Here is a 15,722-nt window from a genome sequence, read left to right as displayed (position 1 = left end):
GACCGCGCACGTGTTCGCGCCGGGCGTGACCGGCCGGCTATCGGTCGTCGTCGGGCGGGGCGGGCTCGCCGTCGTCCTCGGTGCGGCCGCGGGAGAGCCGCAGCGCGCGGCCGCGCTCGACGTGCTCGCGCTTCTTGGCGGCCTTCTTCTCCGCGGCCCGGGTGTCGCGCGCCGGCAGCTGGATGTGCTCCTCGGCCTCGATGCCGCCCTGCAGCTGGCGGCCGCGCTCGAGCTCGGCGTCGAACTCTGCGCCGAACAGGAGCGCGAGGTTCATGATCCACAGCCACAGCAGGAAGATGATGACACCGGCGAGGGCGCCGTAAGTGGCGCTGTAGCTGCCGAAGTTCGCGACGTAGAGACCAAAGCCGACGGTGGCGAGCGCCGCGATCACGATGGCGAGCACCGCGCCGATGCTGATCCAGCGCATCTTCGGCTGCTTGACGTTCGGTGCGCCGTAGTAGAGCAGCGCGATGATGACGATGACCACGACGAGCAGCACCGGCCACTTCGCGATGGACCACACGGTCACCGCGGTGGAGCCCAGCCCGATGAGGTCGCCCACCGTCTGCGCGACGGGGCCGCTGACGACGAGGATGACGACGGCGACCGCCACGAGCAGCAGGAGCACGAGCGTGAGCAGGTAGGTCCAGGGACGCAGCTTCCAGATCGGCCGGCCCTCGGGGATCTCGTAGATCCGGTTCATCGCCTTGGCGAAGCCGGTGACGTAGTTCGAGGCCGTCCACAGCGCGACGAGCAGGCCGATGACCAGGCCGATCCCGGGGGCACCGACGTTGGTGATGCTGTCGATGACGGGCTGGAGCTGTTCCATCGTGTCCTCGGACAGGACGTCGCCGAGCATGGTCGTGATCTGGTCGGTGCCCTCCTCGCCCTGGCCGGCGAGCGCGAGGATCGAGGCGAGCGCGATGAGCGCCGGGAAGGCCGAGAGCACCGCGTAGTAGGTGAGGGCGGCGGCGAGCATGGTGCACTCGTCCGCGATGAACTCGCGCACGGTCGTGCGCAGCACGTACGTCCACGACGGTGTGCTCAGGTCGGTGGGCGAGGCAGGCTTGCGCGGGTGGTCCGGGTCGTGCCGGGCATGGCTCGAGGTCATCGTCGCTCCCTGGGCATCGGGTCGTGAGGAGAGGGTCTGCCCGGGCGCGACGGTCCGCAACCGGTGGCCGGCCGCAGTGCCCGGCGGTGCGTGCCCGGCGATGTCGGTGGTGCGTGGTTCCATCGGAGGCATGTCCCAGCAGACGACGCTCCTCGCGCCGACCGGTGAGCCGGCCACGCCGTCACCGGTGCTGCTGGACGCCGACCAGCAGCGCGTGGTCAGCGCGGTGCCGGGGCAGGGGCACCTCCTGGTCGTCGGCGCTCCCGGCACCGGCAAGACGACGACGGCGGTGGAGACCCTCGTCGCCCGCGCCCGGGCCGCCGCGCCGCAACCGCGCAGCGCCCACCCGCTCGGCGGGGCGGCGCTCTTCCTCGCCCCCAGCCGCCGTGCCGCGGACCGGGTGCGCGACACCGTCGGCGCCCGGCTGCTCGGGACCGGCGGGGCCGCCGCCACGGTGCGGTCGGTCGCCGCGATCGCCTACGCCGTCGTGCGCGCCCGGGCCGCCATGCTGCGACTGCCGCCGCCCGCCCTCATCACCGGCCCGCAGCAGGACGCCATCCTCGCCGACCTCCTCGCCGGCCACCGCGAGGGCCACGGTCGTGACCCGCGCTGGCCGGAGTCCGTCGGGCCGCAGGCCCGCCAGCTGCCGGCGTTCCGCGCCGAGCTGCGCGACCTCCTCACCCGGGCGGTGGAGCTGGGGCTCTCACCGGCGGAGCTGGCCGGGCTGGGCCGGCGCAGCGGCCGGCCGGAGTGGGTCTCGGCCGCGACCGTGCTCGAGGAGTACGTCGACGTCACCACGCTGAGCGAGGGCCCGCACGACCGCGGCGCCCGCTACGACGTCGCCGCCATCGTCGACGTCGCCACCCAGGCGCTGCGGACCTGGCGGCGTGACCTGCCCGGCGCCGAGCCGCCGCGGTGGGGGACGGTCGTCGTCGACGACTACCAGGACGCCACCCTGGCGACCGCGCGGCTGCTGGGAGCGCTCGCCGACGACGGCGCCGAGCTCGTGCTGCTCGGCGACCCGGACGCCGGGGTGCAGGGCTTTCGGGGCGGTACGCCGGCGCTGGTCGGCCGGGCGACCACCCGGGAGGCGATCGGCGGCTTCGACGCGCGCCAGGAGGTGCTCACCACGGTGTGGCGCGGCGACCGGCAGCTGCGCGAGGTCGTCGCGCGGGTGACGGCGCCGATCTCGGTGGTCGGCGGGGCCCGGCACCGTCGAGCGGCCGCAGCCGGCCCGGCGAGCACGAGCCGGCCCGCCGGTGCCGAGGTGACCGTGCTGCGCAGCGAGAGCCAGCAGGCGGCGCACGTCGCGCGCCGGCTGCGCGAGGAGCACCTGCACCACGGCACGCCGTGGTCGCAGATGGCGGTCGTCGTCCGGTCGGCCGCGCAGGTGACCGGGCTGCGACGGATGCTCCGCGAGGCCGGCGTGCCGGTGACCCACGAGTCCGGCCAGCGTGCGCTGCACACCGAGCCCGCGGTGCGCCCGCTGCTGGCCGCGCTGCAGGTCGCGGTCGGCGACGACCTCGACGCCGAGCGCGCGGTGGCGCTGCTCTGCTCGCCGATCGGGGCGATGGACGCCGTGTCGCTGCGGGCGCTGCGCCGCGCGCTGCGCGGTGCTGCCGCGGCCGGGCTGCCCGAGAGCAGCGCGCCGGTGGCGGTGCGCGCCGCGGTGGACGAGTACCTCGTCGAGCTGCTCGGTGAGCCGGCGGCGGCCGCCGAGCTGCCCACCCTCCACCGCGCCGGGCCGCAGCGGGTGAGCCAGGTGCTCGCCGCCGGCCGGCGGGCGGTCACCGACGGCGCCGGCGCCACCGCGGCGCTGTGGGCGGTGTGGCAGGCGGCCGGGCTGGCCCGGCCGTGGCGGCAGCGGGCGCTGGCCGGTGGCCCCGCCGGGGTGCGCGCCGACGCCGACCTCGACGCCGTCGTCGCGCTGTTCCGCGCCGCCGAGCAGTTCGACGAGCGGCAGGCCGGCGCCGGCCCGGGCGGCTTCGTCGCCGAGCTGCTCGCCCAGGACATCGCCGCCGACACCCTCGCCCGGCGGGCGCAGCACCGGGAGTCGGTCGCCGTGCTCACCCCCGCGGCAACCGAGGGGGACCAGTGGGAGGTGGTGGTGATCGCCGGCCTGCAGGAGGACGTCTGGCCCGACCTCCGGCTGCGCGACACCCTCCTCGGTGCCGGCGTGCTCGCGGAGATCGGCTCCGGTCGCCGGGCGGCCGACGCCGCCGCCGACCGGCGCCAGGCCCGCCGCGACGTCCTCGACGACGAGCTGCGGATGCTTGCCGTCGCGGTCAGCCGCGCGAGCCGGCGGCTGGTCGCCACCGCGGTGCTCGACCTCGAGCAGCGGCCCTCCTCGTTCCTCGAGCTGCTCGACCCGGCCGGGGAGGGCGCCGTCGAGCGTCGGGTGCACGACGTCCCGCCGGCGCTCGACCTGCGCGGGCTCGTCGCCGAGCTGCGTGCCGCGCTCGACACCGAGCTCGCCGGCACGGGCCCCGACCAGCAGCGCCTCACCGTGGCGGCGTCGCTGCTGTCGCGGCTCGCCGCAGAGCGGGTCGCGGGCGCCGCCCCCGAGGAGTGGGCGGGCCTGTCGCCCGCGACCACCACCGAGCCGCTGCGGGCGCCGGACGAGCAGGTCGTCGTGTCGCCGTCGAGCGTGGAGTCCGCCGACCGCTGCCCGCTGCGCTGGGCGCTGCAGGCCGGCGGCGGGCAGCGCGAGGACACCATGGACCAGTCGCTCGGCACCCTCGTCCACGAGATCGCCGAGCAGCACCCGGGCGGCACCGCCGACGAGCTGCACGCCGCGCTCGAGGAGCGCTGGGCCGGCCTCGGGGTGGGCGACGGCTGGGTGGGGCGCGCGCTCCACGACCAGGCCCGCGCGATGGTCGACCGCCTCGCGCACTACGTCGCCGGCGTGCCCGGGCCGGTGACCGTCGAGGCCGAGTTCCTCGCCGACGTCGGCCGGGCCCGGCTCAAGGGCCGCATCGACCGGATCGAAGAGCTTGCCGCCGAGCCGCGCGAGGTGCGCGTCGTCGACCTCAAGACCTCCAAGAACCCGGTCTCGGTCGAGGACGGCCACCGCAACCCGCAGCTGGCCACCTACCAGGTCGCCATCGATGCCGGCGGCCTGGGGGAGGGCACCACGTCGGCCGGTGGCCGGCTGGTCTACCTCGGCACCGGCAGCACCGGGCCGGCGGCCCGCGAGCAGGTGGCCATGGGTTCGGCCGAGGACCCGGCCTGGGGGCGCGAGCTCGTCGGGCGGGTGGCCGAGACCATGGCCGGCGGCGAGTTCGAGGCCCGGCGCAACCCCGGCTGCTCCTACTGCCCGGTCCGGCGCAGCTGCCCGCTGCAGACCGAGGGGAAGCAGGTGGCGCAGTGACCAGGCTCAGCCCGCAGCAGATCGCCGAGGCGCTCGGCCAGCACGTCCCCACCGAGGAGCAGCAGGCGGTCATCACCGCACCGCTCGCCCCGCAGCTCGTCGTCGCCGGCGCGGGGTCAGGCAAGACCGAGACGATGTCCGCGCGGGTGGTGTTCCACATCGCGAACGGCGACGTCCGGGCCGACGAGGTGCTCGGCCTGACCTTCACCCGCAAGGCCGCCGCCGAGCTGTCCGACCGGGTCCGGCTGCGGCTGCGCCAGCTGCGCCGCTCGGGCGCCATCGGGCCGGCCGGCGCCGGCGGGTTCGACGTCGACCGCCCGACCATCGCCACCTACAACTCCTTCGCGGCCGACATCGCCAAGGAGCACGCGCTGCGCGTCGGCGCCGACCCCGACACCCGGCTGGTCACCGAGGCCGGCGCCTGGCAGCTCGCGGACTCCGTGGTCCAGGGCTGGCACGACGCGCTCGACACCGACGCCACCCCCGCGACCGTCACCGAGGTGGTGCTCTCGCTCTCCGGGGCGCTGTCGGAGCACCTGCTGTCCACCGACGACGCCCGCGAGCAGCTCACCGACCTCGTCGACTCCCTCACCGCGATCCACGACCCGTCGCGCAAGGCGCCCTACGCCGACACCGTCAAGGTGGTCGCCGCGCTGCGCGAGCGGATCGCCGTGCTCGACGTCGTCGACGCCTACACCCGGGCCAAGCGGGACCGCGGCGTCATGGACTTCGGCGACCAGGTCGCCCTCGCCGCCAGGATCGCCGTCGAGGTGCCGGCCGTCGGTGCCGCGCTGCGTGAGCAGTACCGGCTCGTGCTGCTCGACGAGTACCAGGACACCTCGGTCGCCCAGCTGCGGCTGCTCGCCACGATCTTCGGCGACGGGCACCCGGTGACCGCGGTCGGCGACCCCAACCAGGCGATCTACGGCTGGCGCGGGGCGGCGGCCGCCGCGCTCGCCGAGTTCCCCGACCACTTCCCCAGCCTCGGCCGGGCCGGGCAGCAGCGCACCCCCACGCGCTACCTGCGTACGTCGTGGCGCAACGAGACCGCGGTGCTCGACGTCGCCAACGCCATCTCGGCGCCACTGCGGGTGCCCGACCCCGCGTCGCGGGCCCCGCACGTCGACGTCCCCGAGCTGGTGCCCCGCCCCGGCGCGGAGCGCGGCCAGGTGCTCGCCGGCTACCCCGCCGCCGCGGCGGAGGAAGCCACCGGCGTCGCGGACTTCTTCGCCCGGTGGTGGCGGCCGGGCACGACCAGCACCGCCGCGGTGCTGTGCCGGGCGCGCTCGCAGTTCGGCGCCGTCGTCGCCGCCCTCGAGGAGCGCGGCGTGCCGGTCGAGGTCGTCGGCCTCGGCGGGCTGCTCTTCACGCCCGAGATCGTCGACCTCCGGGCCGCCCTCGAGGCCGCCCACGACGCCGCCCGCGGCGACTCGGTGATGCGGCTGCTCACCAGCGCCCGGGTCGGGCCGCGGGACCTGCACGTGCTCGCCGCCTGGGCACGGCACCTCGCCGGCCAGGAGGCCCGCGGCGAGAGCAGCCTCGTCGAGGCCGTCGACCACCCCCCGGAGCCCTCGTGGCGGTCGCCCGGCGGGGCGAGCCTCAGCCCGGCCGGCGCGGACCGGGTACGGCGCACCGGCGACCTGCTGCGCCAGCTGCGCTCGGCGTCCTACCTCTCGCTGCCCGAGCTGGTCTCCCACGCCATCACGCTCATGGGCCTCGACATCGAGGTGGCGGCGCGCGCCGGCCGGTCCCGGGCCCACGCCAGGGCCGACCTCGACGCATTCGTCGACGTCGCCGCCGGCTTCGCGGCCGACGCCGACGGCGCCCAGCTGGGGGCGTTCCTCGGCTGGCTGGACGTGGCCGACAAGCGAGAACGCGGGCTCGAGCCGGTCGACTCCGACCCGGAGCCCGGCGCCGTCCAGGTACTCACCATCCACGCCGCCAAGGGGCTCGAGTGGGACGTCGTCGCCGTCACCGGCCTCGTCGAGTCCCAGTTCCCCAGCTACGCCGGCGCCCCGAAGAACTCCGGTGCGGTGAGCGCCGCCGGCTGGCTCACCGACCGCCGCACCCTGCCCTACCCGCTGCGCGGTGACGAGCCCAGCCTGCCGCTGCTCGATCTCGATGGGGCCGGCAGCCATGCCGACGTCCGTGACGCGCTGCTGGAGCTCCGCCGCGCCGTCGGCACCCACGCCGTTGCCGAGGAACGACGCCTGGCCTACGTCGCGGTCACCCGCGCCAAGCACACCCTGCTGCTCACCGGCTCGTGGTTCCGCGCCGGGAAGAAGCCGCTGCCGCCCTCGCGCTTCGTCGCCGGCCCTCGTGACCTCGGCCTGGTCGAGGACCTCGACGGCGCCCTCGCGTGGACCGAGCCGCCGCCGGCCGATGCCACCAACCCGGACCTCGAGGAGGCGCAGACCGCTGCGTGGCCGTTCGACCCGCTCGGTGCGCGGCGCGACCGGACCGAGATGGCGGCCGCCGCCGTCCGCGGCGTCGCCCCGGACGCGGCCACCGAGCCGCCGCCGGCGGACCCGGACGTCCGGCGCTGGCTGCGGGACACCGACCTGCTGCTGCGCGAGCGGGCGTCGTCCGGGGCACCGGAGCTCGACGTCGGCCTCGGCAGCCACCTGTCGGCCTCCGCGGCGGTCGGCCTCGCCGGCGACCCGCAGGCCTTCGCCCTCGACCGGCGCCGGCCGATGCCCACCGCACCCAGCGAGCACGCCGCCGTCGGCAACCTGTTCCACGCCTGGGTCGAGGAGTTCTACGGCGCTCCGTCCCTGCTCGACCTCGACGCCGACGCGCCGCCGGCCGGCACCGGCGGCGCCGGGAACGTCCCGGACCTCGCCGCCCTCAAGCGGACCTTCGAGGCGTCGCCGTGGGCGGCCCGAACTCCGGTCGCCATCGAGGTCGACCTCGAGACGCCGGTCGCGGGCACCGTCATCCGCTGCCGGATCGACGCCGTGTTCGACGACGATCTCGGCACCCACGTCGTCGACTGGAAGACCGGCGCCCCGCCCCGGGACGAGACGGCGCTCGCGCAGCGCGAGCTGCAGCTGGCGCTGTACCGGCTCGCCTGGGCCCGCCACACCGGCACCCCGCTCGACGACGTGCACGCCGCGTTCTACTTCGTCGCTCCCGACCTCACCGTCGAGGCGGGCCGGCTGACCGAGGAGCAGATCGAGGCGCGCCTGCTCGAGGCGGTCGCGCGCGCCGGCAGCCCGGCTCCGGGCTGACGCAGGCCCGCGCGGGTGCGACCATGTCCCGCGTGAGCAACCTCGTCCCAGCCGCCCCGCGACCCAGCGCGAGGTTCGTCCTCCTCATGGGCGCGATGGCGGCGCTGCCGGCGCTGACCACCGACATGTACCTGCCGTCGCTGCCCGAGGTCGCCACCGACCTCGACACCACGCCGGCGCTCGTCCAGGCGACCATCACCGGCGTGCTCATCGGCGGCGCCGTCGGCCAGCTGCTCATCGGCCCGATCTCCGACCGGTTCGGCCGTCGCCGCCCGGTGATGGTGGGGATCGCGCTGCACGTCGTGGCCTCGATCCTGTGCATCTTCGCCGCCGGGATCGTGCCGCTGCTGGTGCTCCGGCTGATCCAGGGCGTCGGCAACGCCTCGGCGATGACGACGGCGATGGCCGTCATCCGCGACCGCTACACCGGCGCCGCCGCCTCGGCGGTCCTCTCCCGGCTGATGCTCGTCGTCGGGGTCGCGCCGCTGCTCGCCCCGACCTTCGGCGGCTTCATCGCCCAGGTCTCCGACTGGCGCATGGTGTTCGCGGTCCTCGCGCTGCTCGGAGTCGGGCTGATGGCCCTCATCTGGCGCTTCCTGCCCGAGACCCTGCCGCACTTCCAACGCCGGGACGACGGCGCCAAAGGCGCCCTGCGCAGCTACCGGTTGCTGCTGCGTGACCGCCAGTTCATGGCGCTGGCGCTGCTGCCCGGTCTCGCCATGGGAGCGCTGATGAGCTACGTCGCCGGCTCACCGTTCGTCTTCCGCGGCGAGTACGGGCTGGGCGAGACCCAGTTCGCGCTGCTGTTCGCGGTCAACGGGATCGGTCTCGTGCTCGGCGCCCAGGTCAACGCCGCGCTCGTGCGACGGTTCGAGCCGCTGCACATGATCCGGGTCGCGGTGCCGCTCGTGCTCCTGCTTGCCTTGGTGCTGCTCGTCGTCGCCTGGCAGGACTTCGGCGGGCTCGTCGGGCTGATGGTGCCGCTGTGGCTCATCCTCGCGGTGAACTCGGTGGTGCCGCCGAACTCGACAGCGCTGGCCCTCAGCCGCCACGGTGAGCGGGCCGGCTCGGCTGCCGCACTCATCGGTGCCGTGCAGTCCGGGGTGGCCGGCACCGTCAGCCCGCTCGTCGGTGTCATCGGCGACGGCGCGGTGGCGATGTCGGTCGTCATCGTCGGGGTCGTCGCGCTCGCGCTCGTCGTCGTCGCGGTCGGCACCCCGGCCTACCGCGGTGGTGGCAGGATGGACGCACCATGACTGATCTCCCACCTGAGCTGAACGACCTGCCGTGGCAGAGCGAGCGGCACCGCCCGGTGCGACCGCCCTGGTGGCGGGCGGTCTCAGCAGCCATCGCGCTGCTCCTCATCGGCCTGATGGTGGTCGTCTACACCCTCTGAGGAGCCACCCCGCACAGCGGGGCCGAGCACATCGCGTAGCCTGGGGGACTGTGGCTACCGACTTCTCCGCAGCGATCAGTGACCTGCGCTCGACCCTCCGTCAGATCAACGCGGTCCTGGAGCCCGAGCAGATCCGGGCGAAGATCGCCGAGCTCTCCGAGAAGGCCGCGGCCCCGGACCTGTGGGACGACCAGGACGCCGCGCAGGCGGTGACCAGCCAGCTGTCCCACGCCCAGCACGAGCTCGAGCGGCTGGAGACGATGGAGACGCGGATCGGCGACCTCGAAGCACTCGTCGAGCTTGCCACCGAGGAGGACGACGCCGAGACCCTCGCCGAGGCCGAGAAGGACCTCGGTCCGCTGCGCAAGGCCCTGGGCGAGCTGGAGGTGCGCACCCTGCTCTCCGGCGAGTATGACGTCCGTGACGCCGTGGTGACCATCCGCGCCGGAGCCGGCGGCGTCGACGCCGCCGACTTCGCCGAGATGCTCCTGCGGATGTACCTGCGCTGGGCCGAGCGCAACGGCTACTCGACCAAGGTGATGGACACCTCCTACGCGGAGGAGGCCGGCCTGAAGTCGGTGACCTTCGAGGTCCAGGCGCCCTACGCCTACGGCACGCTGTCGGTCGAGGCCGGCACCCACCGGCTGGTGCGCATCTCGCCGTTCGACAACCAGGGCCGGCGCCAGACCTCCTTCGCCGCCGTCGAGGTCATCCCGCTCATCGAGAGCACCGACAGCGTCGAGATCCCGGAGAACGAGATCAAGGTCGACGTGTTCCGGTCCTCCGGCCCCGGCGGGCAGAGCGTCAACACCACCGACTCCGCGGTGCGGATGACTCACATCCCCACCGGGATCGTGGTGTCGATGCAGGACGAGAAGTCCCAGATCCAGAACCGCGCCGCCGCCCTCCGGGTGCTCCAGTCCCGGCTGCTCCTGCAGCGCAAGGAGGAGGAGAACGCCACCAAGAAGGCGCTCGCCGGCGACGTCAAGGCCAGCTGGGGCGACCAGATGCGCTCCTACGTGCTGCAGCCCTACCAGATGGTCAAGGACCTGCGCACCGAGCACGAGCAGGGCAACCCGTCCGCGGTGTTCGACGGCGAGATCGACGACTTCATCGAGGCCGGTATCCGCTGGCGTCGCCAGCACCTGAACGACTGAGCTCGCTGCGGCTGGTGAGCCGGCCGTCGTGGATCTCGACGACGGCATCGACGCCTCCCAGCTGGGAGTGGTCGTGGGTGACGAGCACCGTCGCAGTGCCCTGCTCGCGGGTCAGCCTGGTCAACAGCTCCAGCACGGCAGCGCCGCGCTCGTGGTCCAGCGCGCTCGTCGGCTCGTCGACGAGCATCACCGACGGCTCGTTCATCAGCGCCCGGGCGATGTTCACCCGCTGCCGCTGACCGCCGGAGAGCTGGTGGGGACGGTGGTCGGCGCGGTCGACCATGCCGACGGCGTCGAGCAGCTCCAGGCCGCGCGCCCGGGCCGCCGAGGCTGACTTCCCGGCGAGGTGGGCGACCACTTGCAGCTGCTCCACGGCCGTCAGCGACGGCAGCAGGTTGGGCTGCTGGAAGATGGTGCCGATGCGTGCCCGGCGCAGCTCGGTCAGCTCGCCGCGGTCGAGGCCCGTGGTGTCGGTGCCGGCGACGACCACGTGCCCGGAGTCCGGCGTGATCAGCGTGGCCGCGACCGCGAGCAGGCTCGACTTGCCCGAGCCCGACGGCCCGACCAGTGCGGTCATGGTGCCGGCGGGGACGTCGAGCGTGACGTCGTCGACCGCCGTCAGCCGGGACGGTCCGTCGGGGTAGGTGAGGGTGACGTGGGACAGGGTGAGGGTCATCGGGCGCTCCCAAGGGCGGTGAGGGGGTCGACGGAGGTGATCCGGCGGATGGCGAGGGCCGCGCCGAGGACACCGAGGACGATGAGGACGACGGCGGGCAGCAGCGTCGTGGCGACGCTGAGGACGAATGGCACGGCGCCGCCGACGAGCAGACCGAGCCCGGCGACGATCGCCGTCCCCAGCCCGGTACCGAGCGCGAGGAGCACCGCGGCCTGGCCGAGGGCGTCGCGCAGCAGGTAGGAGGTCGAGGCGCCGAGGGCCTTGAGCACCGCGACGTCGCCGCTGCGCTGGATGGTCCACACCGTGAAGAACGCCCCGATGACGAGCGCGGAGATCGCGAACAGGAACCCGCGCATGAGCTGCAGCGAGCCGTTCTCCGAGGTGTAGGAGCCGATCGCGCTGAGCGAGTCGGCGCGGCTGACGGTCGCGGTGCCGAGCTCGGCGTCGACGGCTGCGAGGTCGGCGGCGTCGGTGGTCTGCAGCGCGACCACGGTGGCTGCCGGCGGGCCGTCGTGCCCAGGCTGCTGGACGTCCTTGAGCGCCGCCCACACCACCGGGGTGTGGCTGTAGGAGTCGTCGCCCGCCACGGCGGCCACGGTGAGGTCGGTGCCGGCGATCGCCACGGTGTCACCGACGGCGGCGCCGAGGTCCTCGGCCGCCGTGGTCGACAGGACGACGGAGCCGGTGGTGACGTCGCCGGGCGCCAGCCCGGAGCCGGGCAGCACGCCGAAGGTCGACACGCTCGCGGTGACGCCGTCGGCCTCGGCCCGAGCGGTGGCAACGGCGACCGGCTGGGCCTCGGTCACGCCGGGCTGCTCGGCCCAGGACCGCCAGGTGGCCTCCTCGACGGCCGAGGCGGTGAACGAGATGTCCTCGCCGTCGGCCGGGGCCGCGAAGGCGAGGTGGTCGGCGGGCAGGTCGGTGATCGCCGACGTGCTCTGGCGCGCCAGGCCGGCGGTCAGTCCGGAGACCAGCCCGACGAGCACGGTGATGAGCACGACGACGGCCCCCATGAGTGCGAACCGCCCCTTGGCGAATCGCAGGTCTCTCCAGGCCAGGAACACGAGCGGCCCTCCTCACTGTCGGTGGCCGGGGCGGTTCCCCGGCGCTGCATCCAGCCTGCGCGGCAGGGCCGTGAGCCGGCATCGGGCGGGTGGTTGCTTCCCGGGCGCCGCAGGGTGGTGCGGTCGCTACACCTTTCGGCCGATGCCGTCGGGCCGGCCGGTGCCTACGCTGGGGACCTTGTGAACCCCGACGCGCTGACCCCCGTGCTGCGGGTGCTGCGGCTGTGCCTGCACCTGCTCGTCATCGCCATGCTCGGGCTCGCGGTGCTGCGCGCCGTGTCCGGGCAGTCGCAGGTGCTGGGCGTGGGCGCCGTGGTCGCGTCGGCGGTCGCCATGATGGTCGTCTACGCCGCCGGGGCGCTGCTGCCGGCCGTCCGGCGGTCCGTGCGCGCCGCCGCGCTGTGGCTGGCGGCCGTCTCCCTGTGCTGGCTCGTCCTTCTCGTGCTCTCCGCCGACGCCGTGTGGCTCGCCTTCCCGCTGTTCTTCCTCCAGCTCCACCTGCTGCCGCTGCGCGCCGGGCTGCCGGCCGTGATGGCGACGACGGTCGCGGCGGTCGCCGGCTTCGGCTGGCACCAGCACGCGCTGACCGGACCGATGGTCGTCGGACCGGTGCTGGGAGCGGCGGTCGCCGTCGCCACGGTCCTTGGTTACCAGGCGCTGTACCGGGAGAGCGACGCCCGCCGGCGGCTCATCGTCGAGCTCACCGAGACCCGCGCGGAGCTCGCTGCCGCCGAACGGGCGGCCGGGATGCTCACCGAGCGGGAGCGCCTCGCCCGGGAGATCCACGACACCCTCGCCCAAGGCCTGTCGAGCATCCAGCTCCTCCTGCGGGCGGCCGAACGGGCGCTGCCGGACCGGCCCGACGACGCGGCCCGCCACATCACCCGCGCCCGGGAGGCCGCGGTGGACAACCTCGCTGAGGCACGGCGCTTCGTCCGTGACGAGACACCGCCGGGGCTGGACGACGGGGCGTTGCCGGCTGCCCTGGAGCGGCTGGCGGCCGCGACCACGGACACCGGGATGCCGACTGCCGTCGTGCTGTCCGGCGAGCATCTCGACCTGCCGACCAGCCACGAGGTCGCGCTGCTACGCGTGGCGCAGTCGGCGCTGGCGAACGTCGTCCAGCACGCCGGTGCGACCCGGGCGCGGCTCACCCTCGACGGTGCCGACGGCGCCGTCCGGCTCGAGGTCGCTGACGACGGCGTGGGCTTCGACCCGGCGACGCGCGGCTTCGGCCTGACGACGATGCGCTCCAGGGCGCTGGCGCTGCACGGCACGATGGCGGTGGACTCGGCGCCGGGGCGCGGCACGGTGGTCTCGGTGAGCCTGCCGGTGCCGGGGGAGCAGTCATGACCACGTCACCCGTCCGGCTGCTCCTCGCCGACGACCACCCGGTGGTCCGCGCCGGGCTGCGGGCGGTGCTCGAGACGGAGCCGGACTTCGTCGTCGTCGCCGAGGCAGCCACCGCCGAGCGCGCCGTCGAGCTGGTCGACGAGATCGCCGTCGACGTCGTCCTCATGGACCTGCAGTTCGGGCCGGGCATGCACGGCTCCCAGGCGACCGCGGCCATCACCGCGCGGGACGCGGGTCCCCGCGTCCTCGTGCTCACCACCTACGAGACCGATGTCGATGTCCTCGCCGCCGTCGAGGCCGGCGCGACCGGGTACCTGCTCAAGGATGCGCCGCCGGAGGAGCTGGCAGCGGCGGTCCGGGCCGCCGCCGCCGGGCGCTCCGCCCTCGCCCCGGCGATCGCGACCCGGCTGCTCAGCCGGGTGCGCGACCGCGGTGAGGCGCTCAGCAGCCGCGAGACGCAGGTCCTCGAGCTTGTTGCGCAGGGGATGAGCAACCAGCAGGTCGCCGAGGAGCTCTACCTCAGCCTCGCGACCGTCAAGTCCCACCTCGCCCACGTCTACACCAAGCTCGACGTCACCTCCCGCACCGCGGCCGTGGCCGCCGCGACCGAGCGGGGCTACATCCGGCGCTGACCCACCGGCCGCCCGGCGGGCGCGTGCGGCGTGTCGCGCACCGCGGCGGGGCTGCTGGTGCTTAGTGTGCTGGACAGGCCAGAGTTCTTCCCCTGCTTCCGAGACTGGCCGATGGCAGCAAGTGATCCGCTTTCAGAACGTCTCCAAGGTGTACGCGCGAGGCGCCCGCCCAGCGCTCGATCAGGTGACCTTGGAGATCGAGCGCGGCGAGTTCGTCTTCCTCGTCGGCCAGTCGGGCTCGGGCAAGTCCACCTTCCTGCGGCTCGTGCTGCGCGAGGAGCGGCCCACGTCCGGGGACGTCTTCGCGCTCGGCAAGGACCTGTCGAAGATCAGCCAGTGGCGGGTGCCGCAGCTGCGCCGCCAGCTCGGCATGGTGTTCCAGGACTTCCGGCTGCTGCCCAACAAGAACGTCTTCGACAACGTCGCGATCGCGCTGCAGGTCATCGGTAAGCCGCGCCACCACGTCCTCACCACGGTGCCCGAGGTGCTCGAGACCGTCGGTCTCGAGGGCAAGGAGCGGCGGATGCCGCACGAGCTGTCCGGCGGTGAGCAGCAGCGCGTCGCCATCGCCCGCGCCTTCGTCAACCGGCCCGCCGTGCTGCTCGCCGACGAGCCCACCGGCAACCTCGACCCGACGACCTCGATCGGCATCATGCGCCTGCTCGACCGCATCAACCGCACCGGCACCACGGTGGTCATGGCCACCCACGACGACGAGATCGTCGACCAGATGCGCAAGCGCGTCGTCGAGCTCGTCGACGGCCGCACCGTGCGTGACCAGTCCCGCGGCGTCTACGGCGCGGCACGGTAGGGGCGCGATGAGACTCCAGTTCGTCCTCGCCCAGCTCGCCTCCGGGCTGCGCCGGAACGTCGCGATGACCATCTCCGTCGTCCTCGTCACCTTCATCTCGCTCGTCTTCGTCGGCGCCGCGCTGCTGCTGCAGATGCAGATCGGCAACATGAAGGACGACTGGTACGACCGCGTCGAGGTCTCGGTCTTCATGTGCCCGCAGGACTCCGGCGTGGCCACCTGCGCCGCCGGCGAGGTGACCGACGAGCAGCTCGACGAGGTCCGGGCGTTGCTCGACTCCGACGCACTCGCGCCCTACGTGGACGAGATCTTCTTCGAGACCAAGGAGGAGGCCTTCGCGGCCTTCCAGGAGCAGCTGCCGGACTCGGTGTGGACGCAGTCCCTCACCGCCGACCAGATGCAGGTGTCGTTCCGGATCAAGCTGGTCGACCCCGAGCAGTACCAGGTCGTCGCCGACGAGCTCTCCGGCCGCCCCGGCGTCGAGGACGTCGTCGACCAGCGTGCCCTGCTCGAGCCGCTGTTCCTCATCCTGGACCGTGCCACGCTGCTCGCCGTGTCGCTCGCTGGCGTGATGACCTTTACCGCCGTCCTGCTGATCACGACGACGATCCGGCTGTCGGCGATGAGCCGGCGCCGCGAGACGTCGATCATGCGGCTGGTCGGTGCCTCGAACCTCTTCATCCAGCTGCCGTTCATGCTCGAAGGCGCGCTGGCCGCGCTGCTCGGTGCAGCGCTCGCCGTCGGCGGCCTGTGGCTCGCCGCGAAGTACCTCGTCGAGGGCTGGCTGGCCACCGAGTTCCAGTGGGTGCAGTTCGTCGACACCGGCGACGTCCTCATGGTCGCGCCGGTCCTCGCGCTGGCCGCGATCCTGCTCGCCGGCATCAGCTCGCTGGTGTCACTGAGCCGATACACGAGGGTGTGA

12 protein-coding genes are annotated in these 15,722 nt (G+C 74.1%); 9 read left to right on the top strand and 3 right to left on the bottom strand.

Translation table 11 applies throughout. The features are described 5' to 3' along the window. Nucleotides 1-37: 37 nt before the first annotated feature. A complete protein-coding gene (locus V2J52_RS09900) occupies nucleotides 38-1,111 on the bottom strand; it encodes a YihY/virulence factor BrkB family protein (RefSeq protein WP_434056417.1) in 1,074 nt (357 codons plus the stop codon). Between the two features lie 130 nt (nucleotides 1,112-1,241). Between V2J52_RS09900 and V2J52_RS09895 the strand changes: the two genes are divergently transcribed. The 5 genes from V2J52_RS09895 to prfB are packed head-to-tail and all read left to right on the top strand — an operon-like array spanning nucleotide 1,242 to nucleotide 10,264. Then, on the top strand, nucleotides 1,242-4,481 hold the full coding sequence (locus tag V2J52_RS09895; protein ID WP_331227517.1) for an ATP-dependent DNA helicase: 3,240 nt from the start codon (nucleotides 1,242-1,244) through the stop codon (nucleotides 4,479-4,481). Then, nucleotides 4,478-7,711: an ATP-dependent helicase gene (locus V2J52_RS09890; RefSeq protein ID WP_331227516.1), complete on the top strand. Its 3,234-nt coding sequence runs from the start codon at nucleotides 4,478-4,480 to the stop codon at nucleotides 7,709-7,711. Before V2J52_RS09895 ends, V2J52_RS09890 begins: the two co-directional genes overlap by 4 nt. A 23-nt stretch (nucleotides 7,712-7,734) precedes the next feature. Continuing rightward, a complete protein-coding gene (locus V2J52_RS09885; protein ID WP_434056403.1) occupies nucleotides 7,735-8,967 on the top strand; it encodes a multidrug effflux MFS transporter in 1,233 nt (410 codons plus the stop codon). Next, nucleotides 8,964-9,107 carry a hypothetical protein gene (locus tag V2J52_RS09880; RefSeq protein ID WP_331227514.1) on the top strand — a complete coding sequence of 48 codons (144 nt, stop codon included), beginning with the start codon at nucleotides 8,964-8,966 and terminating at the stop codon, nucleotides 9,105-9,107. The genes V2J52_RS09885 and V2J52_RS09880 overlap by 4 nt, the downstream gene beginning before the upstream one ends. Before the next feature lie 50 nt (nucleotides 9,108-9,157). Next, on the top strand, nucleotides 9,158-10,264 hold the full coding sequence (gene prfB, locus V2J52_RS09875) for a peptide chain release factor 2 (protein ID WP_331227513.1): 1,107 nt from the start codon (nucleotides 9,158-9,160) through the stop codon (nucleotides 10,262-10,264). Here the strand turns inward: prfB and V2J52_RS09870 are convergent. After that, nucleotides 10,218-10,940, bottom strand: coding sequence for an ABC transporter ATP-binding protein (locus tag V2J52_RS09870; RefSeq protein WP_331227512.1), 723 nt, complete (start codon nucleotides 10,938-10,940; stop codon nucleotides 10,218-10,220). The two genes, prfB and V2J52_RS09870, sit on opposite strands and share 47 nt — an antisense overlap. Continuing rightward, a complete protein-coding gene (locus tag V2J52_RS09865; RefSeq protein ID WP_331227511.1) occupies nucleotides 10,937-12,004 on the bottom strand; it encodes an ABC transporter permease in 1,068 nt (355 codons plus the stop codon). Before V2J52_RS09865 ends, V2J52_RS09870 begins: the two co-directional genes overlap by 4 nt. Nucleotides 12,005-12,184: 180 nt before the next feature. Between V2J52_RS09865 and V2J52_RS09860 the strand changes: the two genes are divergently transcribed. From V2J52_RS09860 to ftsX, 4 genes are all read left to right on the top strand, one after another. Further along, nucleotides 12,185-13,357: a sensor histidine kinase gene (locus tag V2J52_RS09860; protein ID WP_331227510.1), complete on the top strand. Its 1,173-nt coding sequence runs from the start codon at nucleotides 12,185-12,187 to the stop codon at nucleotides 13,355-13,357. Continuing rightward, nucleotides 13,354-13,989: a response regulator transcription factor gene (locus V2J52_RS09855; protein ID WP_331227509.1), complete on the top strand. Its 636-nt coding sequence runs from the start codon at nucleotides 13,354-13,356 to the stop codon at nucleotides 13,987-13,989. Before V2J52_RS09860 ends, V2J52_RS09855 begins: the two co-directional genes overlap by 4 nt. 121 nt (nucleotides 13,990-14,110) lie before the next feature. Further along, nucleotides 14,111-14,800 (top strand): cell division ATP-binding protein FtsE, encoded by a 690-nt coding sequence (ftsE, locus tag V2J52_RS09850; protein WP_331227508.1) that lies wholly within the window; start codon nucleotides 14,111-14,113, stop codon nucleotides 14,798-14,800. A gap of 7 nt (nucleotides 14,801-14,807) precedes the next feature. After that, complete coding sequence (gene ftsX / locus V2J52_RS09845; protein ID WP_331227507.1) at nucleotides 14,808-15,722, top strand: permease-like cell division protein FtsX; 915 nt, start codon at nucleotides 14,808-14,810, stop codon at nucleotides 15,720-15,722.

The organism is Georgenia sunbinii (assembly GCF_036421875.1).
GTDB lineage: Bacteria > Actinomycetota > Actinomycetes > Actinomycetales > Actinomycetaceae > Georgenia_B > Georgenia_B sunbinii.
Note: the sequence above shows the minus strand (reverse complement) of the source record. Positions and strands in the feature narration are given on the sequence as shown.

Excerpts from the sequence above, each read along its gene's own strand:
- V2J52_RS09900 (WP_434056417.1), bottom strand. The coding sequence starts at position 1,111 with ATGACCTCGAGCCATGCCCGGCACGACCCGGACCACCCGCGCAAGCCT.
- V2J52_RS09895 (WP_331227517.1), top strand. The coding sequence starts at position 1,242 with ATGTCCCAGCAGACGACGCTCCTCGCGCCGACCGGTGAGCCGGCCACG.
- V2J52_RS09885 (WP_434056403.1), top strand. The coding sequence starts at position 7,735 with ATGTCCCGCGTGAGCAACCTCGTCCCAGCCGCCCCGCGACCCAGCGCG.
- V2J52_RS09880 (WP_331227514.1), top strand. The coding sequence starts at position 8,964 with ATGACTGATCTCCCACCTGAGCTGAACGACCTGCCGTGGCAGAGCGAG.
- V2J52_RS09870 (WP_331227512.1), bottom strand. The coding sequence starts at position 10,940 with ATGACCCTCACCCTGTCCCACGTCACCCTCACCTACCCCGACGGACCG.
- V2J52_RS09855 (WP_331227509.1), top strand. The coding sequence starts at position 13,354 with ATGACCACGTCACCCGTCCGGCTGCTCCTCGCCGACGACCACCCGGTG.
- ftsX (WP_331227507.1), top strand. The coding sequence starts at position 14,808 with ATGAGACTCCAGTTCGTCCTCGCCCAGCTCGCCTCCGGGCTGCGCCGG.